At 71.2% G+C, this 16,790-nt stretch carries 18 protein-coding genes; 7 read left to right on the top strand and 11 right to left on the bottom strand.

Going from position 1 to position 16,790, the window contains the following annotated elements; translation table 11 throughout:
- Positions 1 to 41 precede the first annotated feature (41 nt).
- Positions 42 to 770, top strand: coding sequence for an HpcH/HpaI aldolase family protein (locus AC0L6Y_RS11255; RefSeq protein ID WP_473552385.1), 729 nt, complete (start codon positions 42 to 44; stop codon positions 768 to 770).
- 34 nt (positions 771 to 804) lie between these two features.
- Here the strand turns inward: AC0L6Y_RS11255 and AC0L6Y_RS11250 are convergent, their stop codons facing one another.
- From AC0L6Y_RS11250 to AC0L6Y_RS11200, 11 genes are all read right to left on the bottom strand, one after another.
- The gene (locus AC0L6Y_RS11250) at positions 805 to 1,380 is read right to left on the bottom strand and encodes an Lrp/AsnC family transcriptional regulator (protein ID WP_473552383.1); all 576 of its coding nucleotides are present in this window, start codon (positions 1,378 to 1,380) and stop codon (positions 805 to 807) included.
- Between the two features lie 58 nt (positions 1,381 to 1,438).
- Positions 1,439 to 2,656, bottom strand: a complete 1,218-nt coding sequence (locus tag AC0L6Y_RS11245) for a M24 family metallopeptidase (RefSeq protein ID WP_473552381.1) — start codon at positions 2,654 to 2,656, stop codon at positions 1,439 to 1,441.
- A gap of 1 nt (position 2,657) precedes the next feature.
- Positions 2,658 to 3,680: an LLM class flavin-dependent oxidoreductase gene (locus AC0L6Y_RS11240; protein WP_473552378.1), complete on the bottom strand. Its 1,023-nt coding sequence runs from the start codon at positions 3,678 to 3,680 to the stop codon at positions 2,658 to 2,660.
- Entirely contained in the window at positions 3,677 to 4,021 is a 345-nt protein-coding gene (locus AC0L6Y_RS11235) for a TIGR04076 family protein (RefSeq protein ID WP_473552376.1), read from the bottom strand. The genes AC0L6Y_RS11240 and AC0L6Y_RS11235 overlap by 4 nt, the downstream gene beginning before the upstream one ends.
- On the bottom strand, positions 4,018 to 5,268 hold the full coding sequence (locus AC0L6Y_RS11230) for an amidohydrolase family protein (protein WP_473552374.1): 1,251 nt from the start codon (positions 5,266 to 5,268) through the stop codon (positions 4,018 to 4,020). The genes AC0L6Y_RS11235 and AC0L6Y_RS11230 overlap by 4 nt, the downstream gene beginning before the upstream one ends.
- A complete protein-coding gene (locus AC0L6Y_RS11225) occupies positions 5,265 to 6,167 on the bottom strand; it encodes an ATP-binding cassette domain-containing protein (RefSeq protein ID WP_473552372.1) in 903 nt (300 codons plus the stop codon). The genes AC0L6Y_RS11230 and AC0L6Y_RS11225 overlap by 4 nt, the downstream gene beginning before the upstream one ends.
- On the bottom strand, positions 6,164 to 6,976 hold the full coding sequence (locus AC0L6Y_RS11220; protein ID WP_473552370.1) for an ABC transporter ATP-binding protein: 813 nt from the start codon (positions 6,974 to 6,976) through the stop codon (positions 6,164 to 6,166). The genes AC0L6Y_RS11225 and AC0L6Y_RS11220 overlap by 4 nt, the downstream gene beginning before the upstream one ends.
- A 2-nt stretch (positions 6,977 to 6,978) precedes the next feature.
- The gene (locus AC0L6Y_RS11215) at positions 6,979 to 7,920 is read right to left on the bottom strand and encodes an ABC transporter permease (RefSeq protein ID WP_473552368.1); all 942 of its coding nucleotides are present in this window, start codon (positions 7,918 to 7,920) and stop codon (positions 6,979 to 6,981) included.
- Complete coding sequence (locus AC0L6Y_RS11210) at positions 7,917 to 8,930, bottom strand: ABC transporter permease (protein WP_473552366.1); 1,014 nt, start codon at positions 8,928 to 8,930, stop codon at positions 7,917 to 7,919. The genes AC0L6Y_RS11215 and AC0L6Y_RS11210 overlap by 4 nt, the downstream gene beginning before the upstream one ends.
- Before the next feature lie 90 nt (positions 8,931 to 9,020).
- Entirely contained in the window at positions 9,021 to 10,613 is a 1,593-nt protein-coding gene (locus tag AC0L6Y_RS11205) for an ABC transporter substrate-binding protein (protein WP_473552365.1), read from the bottom strand.
- Between the two features lie 41 nt (positions 10,614 to 10,654).
- The gene (locus tag AC0L6Y_RS11200; RefSeq protein WP_473552363.1) at positions 10,655 to 11,074 is read right to left on the bottom strand and encodes a nuclear transport factor 2 family protein; all 420 of its coding nucleotides are present in this window, start codon (positions 11,072 to 11,074) and stop codon (positions 10,655 to 10,657) included.
- 211 nt (positions 11,075 to 11,285) lie between these two features.
- Here AC0L6Y_RS11200 and hpt point away from each other — a divergent pair, with 211 nt between their 5' ends.
- The 6 genes from hpt (at position 11,286) to folK (ending at position 16,787) form a co-directional block, all read left to right on the top strand.
- Positions 11,286 to 11,837, top strand: a complete 552-nt coding sequence (gene hpt / locus AC0L6Y_RS11195; protein WP_473552360.1) for a hypoxanthine phosphoribosyltransferase — start codon at positions 11,286 to 11,288, stop codon at positions 11,835 to 11,837.
- A 106-nt stretch (positions 11,838 to 11,943) separates the two neighbouring features.
- Positions 11,944 to 13,941 carry an ATP-dependent zinc metalloprotease FtsH gene (gene ftsH / locus AC0L6Y_RS11190; RefSeq protein WP_473552358.1) on the top strand — a complete coding sequence of 666 codons (1,998 nt, stop codon included), beginning with the start codon at positions 11,944 to 11,946 and terminating at the stop codon, positions 13,939 to 13,941.
- Between the two features lie 11 nt (positions 13,942 to 13,952).
- Complete coding sequence (gene folE / locus AC0L6Y_RS11185) at positions 13,953 to 14,528, top strand: GTP cyclohydrolase I (RefSeq protein ID WP_473552355.1); 576 nt, start codon at positions 13,953 to 13,955, stop codon at positions 14,526 to 14,528.
- Positions 14,525 to 15,463, top strand: a complete 939-nt coding sequence (folP, locus tag AC0L6Y_RS11180) for a dihydropteroate synthase (protein ID WP_473552352.1) — start codon at positions 14,525 to 14,527, stop codon at positions 15,461 to 15,463. The genes folE and folP overlap by 4 nt, the downstream gene beginning before the upstream one ends.
- The gene (gene folB / locus AC0L6Y_RS11175) at positions 15,460 to 15,825 is read left to right on the top strand and encodes a dihydroneopterin aldolase (RefSeq protein WP_473552350.1); all 366 of its coding nucleotides are present in this window, start codon (positions 15,460 to 15,462) and stop codon (positions 15,823 to 15,825) included. The genes folP and folB overlap by 4 nt, the downstream gene beginning before the upstream one ends.
- Positions 15,822 to 16,787, top strand: coding sequence for a 2-amino-4-hydroxy-6-hydroxymethyldihydropteridine diphosphokinase (gene folK / locus AC0L6Y_RS11170; RefSeq protein ID WP_473552346.1), 966 nt, complete (start codon positions 15,822 to 15,824; stop codon positions 16,785 to 16,787). The genes folB and folK overlap by 4 nt, the downstream gene beginning before the upstream one ends.
- The last annotated feature ends 3 nt before the right edge of the window (positions 16,788 to 16,790 follow it).

Raw genomic sequence — 16,790 nt, 5'->3', positions numbered from 1 at the left:
TCGAAAAGTTTTCAGCCGAATGTCCTATGAATGGAGAAGTGATGTCGACACGCATCGGGGCCTGGTCCCTCCTCGGGTCTCCGGCGGTTGCGGCCGTCATGGCCTCGGCCGAGCCCGACTGGCTCGTGCTCGACGCGCAGCACGGCCGATTCGACGACGCGGCCGTCGTCGACACGCTCTCGCTCCTCGCCGGCGCGCCGAATCGCCCCCGCACCGTCGTGCGGGTCGCGGCGGGAACCCCGTGGCTGATCGGTCGCGCGCTCGACGCGGGAGCCGACGGCGTCATCGTGCCGATGGTGCAGAACGCGGAGCAGGCGGCCCTCGCCGCCTCGGCCTGCCGCTACCCCCCGCTCGGCTCGCGGTCGTGGGGACCCCTCGACGGCGCCTACGGGCGCACCCCGGCCTCGGCGGCGGACGCCAACGAGCGCGTCGAGTGCGCCGTCATGGTCGAGACCGCCGAGGCGGTCGCGGGCGTCGATGAGATCGCCGCGACGCCCGGGGTCGACATGATCTTCGTCGGCCCCTTCGACCTGGCGCTCTCGCTCGGCACCGACGTTCCGTCGCTGCTGCGCGACAGCTCGCCCGAGAACCCGCTCGACCGGATTGTCGCCGCCTGCCGCGCGCACGGCGTCGCCGCCGGGGCGTTCGCGGGCTCGAACGAGCTCGCCGCCCAGCTCGCGGCCCGCGGCTTCGACACGCTCGCGGTCGCGGTCGACACGATGTTGCTCCACGACGCCGTCGCCCAGCAGCTCCAGCGCGCGCCGCGCTGAGCAGGGCCCCGGCGCCTCTGGCCGGGACGGGCGGTCAGCGCTCGGTCGGGGTGAGGCTCGGCTCGGCGCCGCCGATGACCGCAGCGGGCGTCCGAGTGCGCACGATCTCGCCGATGCCGAGGAAGGTCTCGATGCGCTGCAGGCCGCGGATCGGCCAGATGCGGTCGAGCAGCAGGCGCTGCAGGTGCGCGTGATCGCGGATGCGGAAGCGCGCCATCAGGTCATAGCTGCCGGTGACGACGACGAGCTCGGTCAGCTCGTCAACGGCGCGCAGCTCGCCGATGATCTTCTGCACATCCGCATCGGTGGCGAGCGTCATCGGGATGTAGACGACGCTCGGGTACCCGAGGGCCGCCCAGTCGAGCACGGTCGTGTAGCCCGTGATGAGGCCGCTGCGCTCGAGCCGGCCGATGCGCTCACCCACGGCGGGCGAGGACATGCCGACCTCGCGGGCGAGCTGGCGCTGCGAGACGCGCGGATCGGCCACGAGCAGCTGAAGCAGGCGGCGATCCACCTCGTCGAAGTCCACCAGGTTCGCCGTGGGCAGCACCTCGGAGGTCATCGACGACATCGGGGACTGCCGGTCAGCGTCTCGATCACGGGGGGTCATCGTCAACTCTTTCTCACGAAATCGAACGGGTGCCACGAGCATAGGGGGGCGGCGCGCATCAGTCGTTCGCCTTCAGGTCGTGGTCGGTGGCGTTGATGTTCTCGGCGCCGGTCTCGGTGAGCAGGAACACGTCCTCGACGCGCACGCCGACGCGACCGGGGAGGAAGATGCTCGGCTCGATCGTGAACAGCATCCCGGGCCGCAGCGGCGTCGTGTCCTCGGCCGAGAGGAACGGCTCCTCGTGCACGTCGAGGCCGATGCAGTGGCCCACCCGGTGCCGGAAGCCGTCGCCGTAGCCGGCCTCGTTGATCACCCGGCGCGCCGCCTCGTGGACCTCGCCGCCGGTGGCCCCGGGCACGGCCGCCTGACGGGCCGCCTCCTGGGCCGCCATCACGACCTCGTGCACCTTCACGTACTCCGCGGAGGGCTCCCCGATGTGCACGGTGCGCCCGAAGTCGCTGCAGTACCCGCGGGTGATCGCGCCGAAGTCGAAGCTGACGCCCGTGCCTTCCGCGAGCGCATCCGTGCTGACGCGCACCGAGGCGTCGCGGGTGAGGGCGGGGCCCATGCCCCACACGCCGGTGTCGAAGGAGGCGCCGAGCGAGCCGTGCTGCCGCATCCGCAAGTCGACCTCGGAGGCCAGCTCGATCTCGGTGATGCCCGCCACGACGTGCGGGGCGACCTCGGCCAGCACGGCGTCGACGATGCCGGCCGAGGCGCGCATCAGGGCGATCTCCTGCTCGTCCTTGATCGCGCGGATGCCGGCGAGCACGTCGTCGGCGATCACCAGATCGGCGTCGGGCCGGTGGCGCCGCAGCTCGATGCTCACCTGGGCCCAGGTGCGTCCGGTCACGGCGATGCGCTCGCTGGCGCCGGCCTCGTGCGTGCAGCTCTCTCCCGAGGGCGCGCTCGGGACGGCGACGCGACGGGCCCGGAAGTGGTCGTAGGCGCGCTGGAACACGGCGCGGCCGTCGTCGGTCTCGATCGCGGTCACGACCTCGCCGTCGATGCCGTCGGGCAGATCGAACTCCTGGAAGTGCCGGGTCAGCACGAACAGCGGGTCCTCTCCGGGGGCGAGGAACGCGCCGGAGATCCAGTGGTTCGTGTACGCGATCGAGCCGAAGCTGGGCGCCCGGCGCGGAACCCCGGTGTAGTACTCGAAGTCCGCCTGATCGGCCGGCAGGAAGAGCACGTCGATGCCGCGCTCGTCGAGCCGCTCCGACAGCACGCGGCGGCGGCGGGCGAAGTCGAACGGGGCGGTGGCAAGGTCGGTCATGTCAGCTCTCCGGGGTGTCGGTGCGAAGGGATGCGAGGGCGGGAAGCACGGCGCGGCCGAGCAGGTCGATGCCCTCGCGCTCGTCGATGCCGTGCGGCGTGCCGAACTCGATGCGGTCGACGCCGGCCGCGATGAGACCGGCGGCCTGCTCGGCGATGTCGTCGGGGCTGCCCGAGAAGGCGAACCGGTCGAGCACGTCGCGCGGGATCCAGGCCCCGGCGGCCGCCGCGTCGCCCTGCGCGAGCGACTCGCGCACGCGCTCGAGCATGCCCTCCGGCAGGGTCACGGTCGGGTCGTAGGCAGCGATCACGTCGACGTACATCGCGACCTGGGCGCGGGCGGCAGCGCGGGCTTTGGCGCCGTCGCGGTCCACCACGGTGACGGCGCCGAGGACGACGCCGACGTCTCCGAGCGGGCGCCCTGCGCGTTCCACCCCGGGCGCCAGGCGCTGCCGGGTGACCTCGACCATCGCGGGGTTGGCGCTGCCGCCGATCTTGATCTCGTCGGCGGTCTCGCCGGCCAGCGCCGCGCCGCGCTCCCCCCACGATCCGACGAGCACCGACAGCGGGGCATCCGGGAGCTCGGTGCGGAGCCCGACGCCGGGCGCGAGCGAGAAGGTGCGGCCGGGAACGCCGGAGGTGTCGCCGGACCACAAGGCGCGGATCACGGCGATCGCCTCGCGCAGCGCCCCGAGGGGCCGCTCGGGACGCACCCCCAGGTCGTCGAGCCAGGTGCCGCGGGCGATGCCGAGGTAGGCGCGTCCCTCGGTGCGGGCGTGCAGGGCCGCCGCCATGCCGGTCAGCTCGACCGGGTGGATCAGGAACGGGTTCCAGCAGGCGCAGCCCAGCCGGATCCGGTTCGTCCGCTCCGCCATCTCGAGCAGGGCGACGATCGACGGCTGGAACCACAGATCCGAGAAGACGCTGACCCCGTCGAAGCCGAGCTCCTCCGCGTGTGCGGCGAGCTCCCCGTAGCGTCCGGGGGCCTTGTCGGTCTGCAGGCCGAGCGAGATCTGCACGCTCATGTCAGGTCGTCCGCGCGCAGGTCCACTCGGCGGGTGCGCTCGATGCGCATGATGAGCCGCTCCTCCGGATCCGGGCAGGCGACCTCGTTGTCCCGTTCGAGCCAGTCGCCCGCGGGCAGGTCGCGCTGCTTGGCGGGGATCAGCGGAAGCGCCGCCTGCAGCGCGTAGAGGCAGAAGTGCCCGCCCTCGGGGATGCGCAGGCGGCTGCTCTCGGTCACCTCGCACCAGTCGCCGGGGCGCATGCCGCACACCGAGCGCCCTTCGATCCGGTCGACGACGACGCGGATGTCCCACAGGCTCATGTCGCTCTCGGGCGCCGTGCCCTCCTCGGGCGCGCTCACGCCGCGGCCTCGCGCACGAGCACGCCGCGCCGCACGACGTGCTCCATCGAGCGCAGCGCGGCGGGGGCGGCGCTCGGATCCTCGCGGGTGATGACCAGGTCGGCGTCGAATCCGACCTCGACCCGGCCGACGCGCTCGCCGAGTCCGAGCCAGTTCGCCGGGTTCATCGTCGCGGCGCGGAGAACGCCCCAGGCATCCAGCCCCGCGTCGTGCATGTGCTCGAGCTCGCGCACGACGGCGGTCGTGCCCTCGAACGGCCAGAACGGCGGCATGTCGCTGCCGAGCATGATCTCGACGCCGGCGTCGAGCGCGTGCCGGAACGACTCCCGGTGGCGGATGGCGGCCTGGGCGGAGCGCTCGCGCATCCAGGCGGGCACCCCGAGCTCCTCGAAGAAGGCGTCGGCGTGGGTGACGACGAGCGTCGGCACCAGGGCGGTGCCGTGCGCCGCCATCGCGCGCGCCACGTCGGCGGTGAGCTGGTAGCCGTGCTCGACGCAGTCGAGACCGAGCTCCACGGCGAGTTCGATGATGGAGGCGGGCCCGGCGTGGGCGGTGACCTTGCGTCCCCAGTCGTGGGCGGTGCGGATCGCGGCCGCCATCTCCTCGCGCGTGAGCTGCGGGGTGGCGATGCCCTCGTGCTCGCCGGCGATGCCGCCGGAGATCATCAGCTTGATGAGGTCGGCGCCCGCCGCGACCTGGCTGCGCACGCCGCGCGTGAAGCCGACCGGTCCGTCGCACTCGATCGTGTCGTCGCTGCCGTGCCCGTGGCCGCCGGTGCAGGCGAGCGCGCGGCCGGCGGTGCGGATGCTGGGACCCAGAACGTGCCCGGCGTCGATCGCGCGGCGCAGCGCGAAGTCGAGCCCGCCCTTCTCGGCGACGCAGCGGACCGTCGTCACGCCGTTGCGGAGGGTGCGGGCGGCGCCGTCGGCCATGTAGAGCGCCAGTTCGCCCGGACCCATCGCCTCGACGACCTCGCCCGCCTGCCCGGGCAGCGAGAGGCTGAAGTGGGTATGCATGTTGATCAGGCCGGGCATCACGAAGGCGCCGTCCAGATCGCGCGTCGGGAGCCCCGAGATCGCGGCCGCGCCGGCGCCCGTGAACGCGGCGTCGTCGGCGATCTCGCTGATCACGCCGTCGCAGACGACGACGGTCTGATCGGGGATCAGCCGCGACGTCGCGACATTGACGACGGTCGCGTGACGCAGCGCCAGGTCGGCGCGGGTCGGGTACGACACGGCGACGCTCATCGCGCCGCCCCGGTGTCGCGCAGCGCTTCGGCGGCGACGAGGTGCCCGCCGCCCAGGTCGACGAGCTCGGCGCCCGCCGGGTCTTCGCGGCGCGAGGTGATCCGCTCCGACGGGGAGGCATCCGGCAGCGTCGCCGTGCGGCCGAGCCGCGGGATCGCGCCCATCAGGGTGCGGGTGTACGGGTGGGCGGGCGAGCCCCACACGGCGTCCGTGGGGCCGAGCTCGACGATCCGGCCGAAGTACATGACGGCGATGCGGTCGGCGATCATGCGAAGGCCCGAGAGGTCGTGCGAGATCATCAGCACCCCCGCGCCGCCGGCGGTCGCCGTCGTCGAGATGAGCTGCGAGACCTGCGCGCGGGTGGAGGCGTCGAGGGCCGAGACCGGCTCGTCGGCGACCACGAGCCGCGGCTGCACGGCCAGCGCACGGGCGATCGCGATGCGCTGCCGCTGGCCGCCCGAGAACTGGTGCGGGTAGCGCGTCGCGCTGGAGGCGGGCATGTCGACCGTGGCGAGCAGATCGTCGATCAGCTCGCGGCTGGAGGTGCGTCCCCCGGCGACGATCGCCTCGGCGAGCTGGCGCTGGATGCTGCGCCGCGGGTTCAAGGAGGAGTACGGGTCCTGGAAGATCATCTGCACGACGCGATCGGCCCGCGGGCGGGCGCGGCGGCCCAGCGGCGGCAGCTCGCGGCCGTCGAGCGAGACCGAGCCGGAGGTGAGACGGTGCAGACCGACGATCGCGCGGCCGAGCGAGCTCTTGCCGCAGCCCGACTCGCCGACCAGGCCGACGACCTCGCCCGCGCCGACGGTGAGCGAGACGCCGTCGACGGCGCGCACGGTCGGGCGGCCCGGGACGTGGTACTCCAGCACGGCATCGCGCACGTCGAGACGATCGGTCATCGGAGGTCCTCTCCTTCGCTCGGGGCGGCGCCGAAATCGGCGGCGGGAGGCAGCGCCTCGACGAGCATTCGCGTGTACGGGTCCTGCGGGTCCGCGAGGACGTCCCGGCAGTCGCCGGACTCGACGACCTTGCCGTTGCGCATCACGACGAGACGGTCGGCGAGCACGTTCATCACGGCCAGGTCGTGCGTGATGAACAGGATCGCCGCATCGGTCTCGCTGCGGAGGTCGCTGAGCAGACGCAGGATCCCGGCCTGCACGGTCACGTCGAGCGCGGTCGTGATCTCGTCGGCGACGATGATCTCCGGCTCGCAAGCGAGCGCCGCGGCGATCGCGATCCGCTGCCGCATGCCGCCCGAGAAGCGGTGCGGGTAGGAGCGCAGCGCGCGCTCCGGATCCGGGATGCGCACCAGCTCGAGCAGCTCGACCGCGCGGGCGCGGGCCTGCTTCTTGGTGACCGAGCGGTGCACGAGCTGGTGCTCGGTGAGCTGGCGCTCGATCGTGAGCATGGGGTGCAGCGAGGTCATCGGGTCCTGGAAGACCATCGCGACCCGGTTGCCGCGCAGCCGCTGCAGCTGGGAGGCGCTCATGGCGAGCGTGTCCTCGCCGTCGACCAGCACCTCTCCGGTCGCCGTCGCGCCGTGCGGCAGGAACCCGAGGGTGGTGAGCGCGGTGAGCGTCTTGCCGCTGCCGCTCTCGCCGGCGAGTCCGAGGATCTCGCCCTTCGAGACCGTCAGATCGACGCCGTCGACGAGCTGTCGCCCGCCGAGGCTGATGTGCAGGTCGCGGATGTCCAGAAGAGTGCTCACGGTCACAGCTCCGCGTTCGTGACGGCCCGGTTCGAGCGGGGATCGAGGGCGTCGCGCAGGGCGTCGCCGAGGAAGTTGAAGGCGAGCACGACCGTGAAGATCGCCAGGCCCGGGAACAGCGCGACCCAGTAGTTGTAGAAGGCCCGCGAGCCGTCGGCGACCATCGAGCCCCACTCCGGCGTCGGGGGAACCGCGCCGAGGCCGAGGAAGCTGAGGCCCGAGAGCAGCAGGATCGCGTTGCCGAGTTCGAGGGTGGCGACCACCAGAATCGGTCCCAGCACGTTCGGGGCCACGTCGCGCAGCAGGATGCGGGCGGGGGAGGCGCCGAGCAGGCGGGCGGCGGCGATGTAGTTCTGGTCGCGGATGCCGAGCACGAGCGAGCGGGTGACACGCGCGTAGGCGGGCCAGGACACCACCACGATCGCGGCCACCGCGTTGAGCAGCGACGGGCCGAGGGCGGCGGAGACGGCCATGGCGAGCACGATCGCCGGGAACGAGAAGAACAGGTCGACGATGCGCATCAGGAAGCCGTCGAGCCAGCCTCCGACATACCCCGCGACGGCGCCGATGGTGGAGCCGATGGCGAGCGAGATCGCAACCAGGATGACCGCGACGGGGAGCGAGATGCGGGCTCCCGCGACCACCCGCGAGAGGATGTCGCGGCCGACGCCGTCGGTACCGAACAGGTGCTCGGCCGAGGGGGCCTGGTAGCGCTCGAAGTCCTGCGCGAGCGCATCGAACGGAGCGATCCACGGTCCGAAGATCACGATGACCGCCCAGAAGGCGATGACCACCATGCCGATGACCGCGAGCGGTCGACGCCAGGCGCGCGGCAGCGAGAGCCGGGGCCGCCACCAGGCGCGGCGGGCCTGATCGACGACGTCACGGGGCGACAGCCCGGCGGGCGTCGAGTCGGGGGACGGGGGTGCGGGGTGAGTGCTCATGCGCGGCGGATCCTCGGGTCGACCGTGCCGTACAGCACGTCAATGACGAAGTTCACGATGATGTAGATCAACGCGACGAAAATGGTGACGCCGACGATGGCGTCGAGGTCGAGCGTCGTCGCCGACCGGTAGGCGTAGGAGCCGATGCCCGGCCAGGCGAAGATCTGCTCGACGAGGACGGTGCCGGCCAGCAGCGACGCGAAGGCGGTGCCGAGGATCGTCAGCACCGGCACGAGCGCGCCGCGCAGCACGTGGCCGAAGATGACCTGGCGACGCGGAAGGCCCTTCGCCTCGGCGGCGCGCACGTACTCCTGGCTCAGCACGTCGAGCACGGAGGCGCGGGTGAAGCGAGTGAACAGTCCGACCATCGGAGCGGCGAGCACGATCGCCGGCAGGATCAGGTGGGTCATGGCCTGAGCGGCGAGGGCGAAGTCTCCGGCCGCGAGGGCGTCGAAGGTGTAGAAGCCGGTGATGGTGGGCGGCGGGACCTGGCCCGCATCCAGTCGACCGGAGCTGGGGAGCCAGCGCAGGCTGGTGGCGAAGATCGAGGTCGCGATGAGCGCGAGCCAGAAGAGGGGAACCGAGACGCCGCCGAGGCTGACTGCCCGCAGCGTGTTGTCGACCCAGGTGTTGCTGCGCATCGCGGAGAGGATGCCGAGGCTGCCGCCGACGAGGACGGCGATGATGGTGGCGGTGAGGGCGAGCTCCGCGGAGGCGGGGCCGAACTGGGCGAGGTCGTCCAGCACCGCGTGGCCGGTCTGCTGGGACGTTCCGAGGTCGCCCTGGAACATGTTGCCGACGTAGATCAGGAACTGCTGCCACAGCGGCTTGTCGAGGCCGAGTTCGGCGCGCAGACTCGCCACGAGCTCCGCGTCGGCCGCGGCGCGCTCGCCGAGGCGCGCGGTGAGCGGATCGCCGGGAAGAACGGCGGTCAAGAGGAACGCGACGACAACGGTGCCGATCACGAGGAAGACGCTGGCGCCGAGGCGCCGCGCGGTGAAGGCGAGCATGGCGCCTCCTCCCTTCGTCTGTGGCGGTGCAGCGGGGGCCGGGGAGCCCGTGCATGATGGACTCCCCGACCCCCGTGCCCAGGGGTGTGGTTACTTGCCGATCGCGGCGATGTCCAGGAGGAACACCGGGTCGAACGGAACGGCACCGACGGCGGCGGTCGCAACGACCGACGCAGCAGGCTGGAACAGCGGAATGATGACACCTTCCGCGTTCATCAGCTCCTGGTACTCGATGAACATGCTCTCGCGAGTGTCGGCGTCGGTGGTCGTCTCGATCTCCTCCATGAGGGACTCGATCTCGGCGTTGCTGCCCGCGCTCCATCCGGCGCGCAGACCCACGATGCCGCCCGGGCCGAAGACCAGGTAGTCAGCCGAGTCCGGGTAGTCCGGGCTCCAGAGCCAGAGGCCCATCTCCTCGGTGCCGGCACGGTAGTTCTCCAGCGTGGTCGAGACCGGGCCGGGGGCCAGGTTCACGGTGATGCCGACCTCGGCGAGCTGCGCGGCGACACGCTCGGCGACGGGGCCGAAGCTGATGCCCGACACCGCGATGTCGCTCGGGTACTCGAGCGAGACGGTGACGTCGCCACCGAGGCGCTCGACGGCGGCGCTGGCGCGCTCGATGTCGCGCTCGACGGCCGACTCCGCGCCGAGGGCGCCGAGGTAGGTGTTCGGCACGACGCCGTAGGCGAGCGCCGCGTCGTCTCCGGCGAGCTCCAGCAGAGCGTCGCGGTCGAGTCCGTACCAGACGGCCTCGCGGAAGTCGTCGCTCGAGGTGAGCTCCGAGATCTCCGAGTTCGCGTTGGCGAACAGGAAGAAGAACGTCGGCGAGCTCGAGGTCGAGACGATCAGGTCGGAGTTGCCTTCGATCGCGGCGAGCTGGTCGCTGCCGAGGTCGAGCGCGAGGTGAGCGGTTCCGGACTGGATGTCCATCAGCTGCGCCTCTGCGGCGGCGTTGCGCACCACGACGCGGTCGTAGGCGGGCGCCTCGCCCCAGTACTCGGGGTTGGCAACCAGCACGACCTCGGTCGTCACGTCGAAGGACTCGATCGTGTACGGGCCGGTTCCGGCCGAGGCCGAATCGAGGTAGGCCTGCGCGGTGTCGGTGTCGACGGCGTCATCGGCATCCGAGCCGCCGTTCTCGATGACGACCGCGCTGTTCACGATGCCGAGCGTGGCGCTCGTCAGGATCGCGGGCACCGCGGTGTTCGAGGTCTCCGAGGTGACGACGACGGTGCTCTCATCGGGGGCGTTGACGGTCAGGCCGGTCATCAGGAACGAGCCGTTGCCCTGGACGTTCTTGGCGCGGTTCAGCGAGAACACGACGTCGGCGGAGGTCAGCGGGGTGCCATCCGAGAAGGTGACGCCCTCACGCAGGGTGAACGTGTAGACGGTCGCGTCGTCGTTCACCTCGTAGGACTCGGCGAGGCCCGGCTGCGGCGTGGTGGAGTCGCCGTCCTCGAAGGTGAGCAGGCTGTCGTAGACCGCGTGCAGCACGATGTTGCCGGTGGTCTCGAACATGCGGGCGGGATCGGCGGTGACCAGGTCGAAGGACTTGTCGATCACCAAGGTGTCGGGCTGTGCGCTCGTGTCGTCGGACGACGTGCTGGCGCAGCCCGTGGCGACCAGCGCGACGGCGGCAACAAGCGCGCCGGCGCCGATCAGGCGGGAGCGGAACGAATTCACGGGGTGGATCCTTTCGTGTGCTGGATAGGGGTGGTGCAGGTTCAGGCGGCAGGGGCTGCCGGGGGGAGGACGTCTTCGTGGTTGTGCACGACGAGCCAACGGCCGTCGCGACGCTCCCAGACGCCGGTGTTGCGCACGCGCTCCGGCGGCGTCGACGGGTCTTCGAAGACGACCTCGAAGGTGTGCCGGCACAGGGCGTAGTCGCCCGCGACGGTGATGAGCGGCTCGGACGTGTCGATGCGGCTGACGCGCGTCGTCTCGGTGGGCGCCGGTCGCGTGTCGCGCAGGGCGTCGAGTCCGTCGCGGCCGATCACGAGCGGCTCGTGCTCGGTGTCCCACAGAGTCACGTCCGGGGCGATGTGGCTGTTCGAGCGCTCGCGGTCGCCGCTGAGGTAGCAGGCGTACATGTCCTTCACGGCCGCCCAGATGGCGGCGGCGTCGGCCTCAGAGTCATGATGCATGGGAAATGGTCAACTCTCGTCGAGGGGCTTGGTATCCGAACGATAGCCCGATCATCGCTTATGAAAAGTCAAAACCTGTTTCGGGAATGTAAACGTTCGCTAAGAACCCCTGTTCTCTTTACAATTGTGCAACGGTTCACGCCGGCGTCGCTCGCCGATGGCGACCGAGACGCGGGCGACGCGGGCGTCGCCGCGTGGCTAGGCTCGACGCATGGACACGAGTGACATCGAAGGCGACCTGACCGAAGTTCTCTTCACCGAGGAAGAGATCCACGCCAAGATCGCCGAGCTGAGTCGCCGGATCGAACTCGACTACGCGGGCAAGAAGCCGCTGCTGATCGGCGTGCTCAAGGGCGCCGTCATGGTGATGGCCGACCTCGCCCGCGAGCTGAAGATCGACGTCGAGATGGACTGGATGGCCGTCAGCTCCTACGGCAACAGCACCGAGTCGAGCGGCGTCGTGCGCATCGTCAAGGACCTCGACACCGATCTCGCCGGTCGAGACGTGCTCATCGTCGAGGACATCGTCGACTCCGGTCTCACCCTGTCCTGGCTGCGGGCCAACCTCGAGAGCCGCAACCCGGCCTCACTCGAGATCCTGGCGCTGCTGCGCAAGCCCGAGGCCGCGAAGGTCGAGATCGACGCCAAGTACGTGGGGTTCGAGATCCCGAACGCCTTCGTCATCGGCTACGGCCTCGACTTCGCGGAGCGCTACCGCAACCTCCGCGCGATCGGCGTGCTCGCCCCGCACGTCTACTCCTGACGGCGGTCAGCTTCCGGCGAACATCCAGCGCTCGCCCCGAAAGCGCGCGATAGCCTGACAGTCTGTATTCCTCGAAAGGGAGGCGACGGGCTTCGCCCGCTACACCATGGACCTCAAGCGCTTCTTTCGCGGGCCGATCATCTACATCCTCCTGGGGATCGGCGCGATCGCCCTGGCCTTCTCCCTGCTCGGAAACACCGGCTTTCAGCAGATCACGACCCAGGAGGGCATGAAGCTCCTTCAGGGATCCACGGTCGATGAGGTCAAGATCGTCGACGGCGAGCAGCGCGTCGACCTGACCCTCAGCACCGACTTCGACGGCAACGGCACGCTCGTGCAGTTCTATTACGTCGAGGCGCGCGCCGACGAGGTCGTCGCGGCGGTCAACGACCTGAGCGGCGCCGAGTACACCGACGAGGTTCCGCAGACCAACGTCTTCCTCAGCGCGCTCGGCTTCATCCTGCCGTTCCTGCTGATCGGTCTGCTGTTCTGGTTCCTCTGGTCGGGCATGCAGGGCGGCGGCAACCGCGTCATGCAGTTCGGCAAGTCGAAGGCCAAGCTCGTCTCCAAGGAGACGCCGCAGGTCACCTTCGCCGACGTCGCGGGCGCCGAAGAGGCCGTCGAGGAGCTCCACGAGATCAAGGAGTTCCTGCAGGACCCGTCGAAGTTCCAGGCGGTCGGCGCGCGCATCCCCAAGGGCGTGCTGCTGTACGGCCCTCCCGGAACCGGCAAGACCCTGCTCGCGCGCGCCGTCGCCGGTGAGGCGGGCGTGCCGTTCTACTCGATCTCGGGCTCCGACTTCGTCGAGATGTTCGTCGGCGTCGGCGCGAGCCGCGTGCGCGACCTGTTCGAGCAGGCCAAGCAGAACAGCCCCGCGATCATCTTCGTCGACGAGATCGACGCCGTCGGCCGCCACCGCGGCGCCGGCATGGGCGGCGGCCACGACGAGCGCGAGCAGACGCTCAACCAGCTGCTCGTCGAGATGGACGGCTTCGACCCGAAGACGAACGTCATCCTGATCGCGGCCACCAACCGTCCCGACATCCTCGACCCGGCTCTGCTGCGCCCGGGCCGCTTCGACCGCCAGATCGGCGTCGACGCTCCCGACCTCAAGGGTCGCGAGAAGATCCTGACCGTGCACGCGGCAGGCAAGCCGATGGCCCAGGGCGTCGACCTTGAGGTGCTCGCGCGCAAGACCCCCGGCTTCACCGGTGCCGACCTCGCGAACGTGCTGAACGAGGCGGCGCTGCTGACCGCGCGCAGCAACGCGCAGCTGATCGACAATCGCGCGCTGGACGAGGCGGTCGACCGCGTGATGGCCGGCCCGCAGCGTCGCACCCGCGTCATGAAGGACAAGGAGAAGCTGATCACGGCGTACCACGAGGGCGGTCACGCCCTCGCCGCCGCCGCGATGCGCCACACCGACCCGGTGACCAAGGTCACGATCCTTCCGCGCGGCCGCGCCCTCGGCTACACGATGGTCCTGCCGCTGGAAGACAAGTACTCCGTCACCCGCAACGAGCTGCTCGACCAGCTCGCCTACGCGATGGGCGGACGCGTCGCCGAGGAGATCGTGTTCCACGATCCCACCACCGGCGCCTCCAACGACATCGAGAAGGCGACGGGCATCGCCCGCAAGATGGTGACGGAGTACGGCATGAGCGCCGACATCGGCGCGGTCAAGCTCGGGTCGAGCAGCGGCGAGGTGTTCCTCGGGCGCGACATGGGCCACCAGCGCGACTACTCGGAGGAGATCGCCGAGAAGGTCGACCTCGAGGTGCGCAAGCTCATCGACCAGGCGCACGACGAGGCCTGGAAGGTGCTGAACGACAACCGCGACATCCTCGACAACCTCGCCAAGGAGCTGCTCGAGAAGGAGACGCTCGACCACAACCAGCTGGCCGAGATCTTCGCCGACGTGAAGCGACTCGACGAGCGCCCGCTCTGGCTGTCGAGCAGCGACCGTCCGCTCAGCGACCTCCCGCCGATCGAGGTGCCCGGCAAGGCCGCGATCGAAGCGGACGCCGCCGACGGCGCGGTGGAGAGCACGCCGAAGCGCCGCGCGCCGAGGCCGCGCAAGAACCCCGGCATCGCGACGGCGTGAGGCCCGCGCCGATGCCGATTGACAGACCGCGCATCGAGGCGGCGGTGATGGAGCTCCTGTCGGCGATCGGCGAGGATCCGGCGCGCCCGGGCCTCGCCCAGACGCCGCGCCACGTCGCCGACGCGTTCGCCGAGTTCTTCGCCGGGGTCGGCGCCGATCCGACCGCACCGCTCGGCGACGCCGTCGCGCTCGACGCGCAGCAGACGGGCGAGCTGGTGATGCTGCGCGACATCGCATTCCGCTCGATCTGCGAGCACCACCTGCTCCCGTTCTCGGGCGTCGCGCACATCGCGTACCTGCCGGTCGACACCGCGGTCGGCCTGGGGCGCCTCGTCCAGTCGCTCGAGGTGCTCGCGGCCCGGCCGCAGCTGCAGGAGCGACTCGGCGACGAACTCGCCGACACGATCGACGCCGCGCTCGCGCCGCGCGGCGTGCTCGTCGTGCTCGACGCGCGCCACGAATGCGTGGCCGCGCGCGGCCCGCGACAGTCCGGCGCCACCACGGTCACCGTCGCCGCGCGCGGCGAACTCGCCGAGCCGGCGACGCAAGCGGGCGTGCTCGCCCTCATCGGAGGGGGAACCGCATGACCGTGATCATGGGAATTCTGAACGTCACACCCGACTCGTTCAGCGACGGCGGCAAGTACGTAGATCCGGAGGCGGCCCTCGACCACGCCCTCGCCCTGCGCGACGCGGGGGCGGGCGTCATCGACGTCGGCGGGGAGTCGACCCGTCCCGGCAGCGAGCCCGTCGACGCCGAGGAGGAACGGCGCCGCGTGCTCCCGGTCATCGAGGCGCTCGTCGCGCGCGGCATCCCCGTGAGCGTCGACACGCGGCGTGCCCGCACCGCGCGCGAGGCCGTCGAGGCCGGTGCGGTGATGGTCAACGACGTCTCGGGCGGCCTCGCCGATCCGGACATGCCGCGCACGATCGCCGAGACCGGGGTCGTGTACGTCGCCATGCATTCGCGCGGGCCCTCCGACACGCCCTCCGAGTACCGCGACGTCGTGAGCGAGGTGCGCACCGAGCTGAAGGACCGCATCGCGGCCCTGATCGTGGCGGGGGTCGACCCGGCGCGAGTCGTCATCGACCCCGGGCTCGGATTCTCGAAGAACGCCGTCGAGAACTGGGCGCTGCTGCGCGCCCTGCCCGAGTTCGGAACGCTCGGGCACCGCATCCTCGTCGGCGCCTCGCGCAAGCGCTTCCTCGGCGAGTTCTTCCCCGAGGGGGCGGCGGTCGAGCTGCGCGACGTTCCGACCGCGGTGGTGAGCGCGCTCGCCGCGCAGGCGGGCGCCTGGGCGGTGCGCGTGCACGATGTCGCGGGCACGCGGCTCGCGCTCGACGTCGTCGAATCCTGGAACGGCGCCCCCGCGACCCACGTCCTGCGCGGCGGTCGCGCCGACGAGGCGGCGTCCGTCGAGCCGACGGATCGGGAGTCGGAGCAGGACGAGCTCGAGGCGGGATCCGAGCAGCCGGACTCGGAGCGCCCCGATTCCGCCGACGGGCCGGAGGGCCAGGAGTGAGCGGCGACCGCATTCGGCTGGAGGGCCTGCGGGCGCGCGCGCACCACGGCGTCTTCGCGCACGAGCGCGAGCGGGGCCAGGAGTTCGTCATCGACGTGACCGTGTGGCTGCCGCTCGGCGCCGCCGCCGCCCACGACGAGCTCGCGCAGACCGTTCACTACGGCGAGCTCGCCGAGGCGGTCGTCGCGGCCGTCGAGCGCGACCCCGTCGACCTCATCGAGACGGTCGCCGAGCGCGTCGCCGACACGGCCCTCGCCTTCGAGCGCGTGCGCCGTGTCGAGGTCACCGTGCACAAGCCGGAGGCGCCGATCTCGGTGCCCTTCGCCGATGTGAGCGTCACCATCGAGCGGGAGCGCGCATGACCGCGGCGGGCCCGGCGGTCATCGCGCTCGGCAGCAACCTGGGGGATCGCGAGGCGATCTTCGCCGCGGCGCTGCGCGAGATCGCCGAGACGCCCGGCATCGAACTCGAGGCGATCTCGAGCTTCCACGAGACGCCCGCCCTGCGCCCCTGGGGCATCGACCCGAGCGCCCCCGCCTATCTGAACGCGGTGGCGCTGGTGTCCACGACGCTCGGCCCCGAGGATCTGCTCGACCGGCTCAACGAGGTGGAGCGGGCGCACGGCCGCGTGCGTGATGAGCGCTGGGGCGACCGCACCCTCGACCTCGACATCGTCGCGATGGGCGATCGCACCGTGGATACTGAGCGCGTGACCCTGCCGCATCCGCGCGCGCACGAGCGCGACTTCGTGCTGCGACCCTGGCTCGAGGTCGCACCGGATGCGCTGCTGCGCCGGCCACGGCGCCGTGCGCGACCTGGTCGCCGCACTCGACACCGGGGAAACCCGCTCGTGAAGCGCACCGCCCCGGTCACCCTGTTCACGCTCGCCCTCGTCGCGGGCGCGGGCGGCTACCTCGTGCAGCGGGTGCTCGCCGCGGCGAGCCTGGTCAAGATCCGGCCCGAGTACACGCTGTCGTTCTCGCTGGTCATCATCGCTGTGCTGGTGGTGCTGGTGGCGGTGCCGATCTGGCAGGCGACCCACGCCGAGGTGCGTCGGCCGGTCGACCCGTTCCGGGCCACCCGCGTGGTGCTGTTCGCGAAGGCGAGCGCGTACGTGGGCGCCGCGCTGCTGGGAGTCGGGGCTGGCTTCCTGATCGAGGTGCTCACCCGCACGGTCACCCCCGAGCTCGACACCGTGCTGCGCGTCGTCGCCATGCTGCTGGCGAGCATCGCGCTCCTGGTGGCGGGCCTCGTGGCCGAGCATCTGTGCACCGTGCCGCCTGACAGTGACGAGGACCGTGACGGGCCCGCACCCGCGCGATAGCGT

The sequence above is a fragment of the Pseudolysinimonas sp. 10J20-29 genome (assembly GCF_055809595.1).
Note: the sequence above shows the minus strand (reverse complement) of the source record. Positions and strands in the feature narration are given on the sequence as shown.

Bases quoted from the DNA above. Each gene is read 5' to 3' on its own strand.
- AC0L6Y_RS11255 (WP_473552385.1), top strand. From the start codon at position 42: ATGTCGACACGCATCGGGGCCTGGTCCCTCCTCGGGTCTCCGGCGGTT.
- AC0L6Y_RS11250 (WP_473552383.1), bottom strand. From the start codon at position 1,380: ATGACCCCCCGTGATCGAGACGCTGACCGGCAGTCCCCGATGTCGTCG.
- AC0L6Y_RS11245 (WP_473552381.1), bottom strand. From the start codon at position 2,656: ATGACCGACCTTGCCACCGCCCCGTTCGACTTCGCCCGCCGCCGCCGC.
- AC0L6Y_RS11240 (WP_473552378.1), bottom strand. From the start codon at position 3,680: ATGAGCGTGCAGATCTCGCTCGGCCTGCAGACCGACAAGGCCCCCGGA.
- AC0L6Y_RS11230 (WP_473552374.1), bottom strand. From the start codon at position 5,268: ATGAGCGTCGCCGTGTCGTACCCGACCCGCGCCGACCTGGCGCTGCGT.
- AC0L6Y_RS11225 (WP_473552372.1), bottom strand. From the start codon at position 6,167: ATGACCGATCGTCTCGACGTGCGCGATGCCGTGCTGGAGTACCACGTC.
- AC0L6Y_RS11215 (WP_473552368.1), bottom strand. From the start codon at position 7,920: ATGAGCACTCACCCCGCACCCCCGTCCCCCGACTCGACGCCCGCCGGG.
- AC0L6Y_RS11210 (WP_473552366.1), bottom strand. From the start codon at position 8,930: ATGCTCGCCTTCACCGCGCGGCGCCTCGGCGCCAGCGTCTTCCTCGTG.
- AC0L6Y_RS11200 (WP_473552363.1), bottom strand. From the start codon at position 11,074: ATGCATCATGACTCTGAGGCCGACGCCGCCGCCATCTGGGCGGCCGTG.
- hpt (WP_473552360.1), top strand. From the start codon at position 11,286: ATGGACACGAGTGACATCGAAGGCGACCTGACCGAAGTTCTCTTCACC.
- ftsH (WP_473552358.1), top strand. From the start codon at position 11,944: ATGGACCTCAAGCGCTTCTTTCGCGGGCCGATCATCTACATCCTCCTG.
- folE (WP_473552355.1), top strand. From the start codon at position 13,953: ATGCCGATTGACAGACCGCGCATCGAGGCGGCGGTGATGGAGCTCCTG.
- folP (WP_473552352.1), top strand. From the start codon at position 14,525: ATGACCGTGATCATGGGAATTCTGAACGTCACACCCGACTCGTTCAGC.
- folK (WP_473552346.1), top strand. From the start codon at position 15,822: ATGACCGCGGCGGGCCCGGCGGTCATCGCGCTCGGCAGCAACCTGGGG.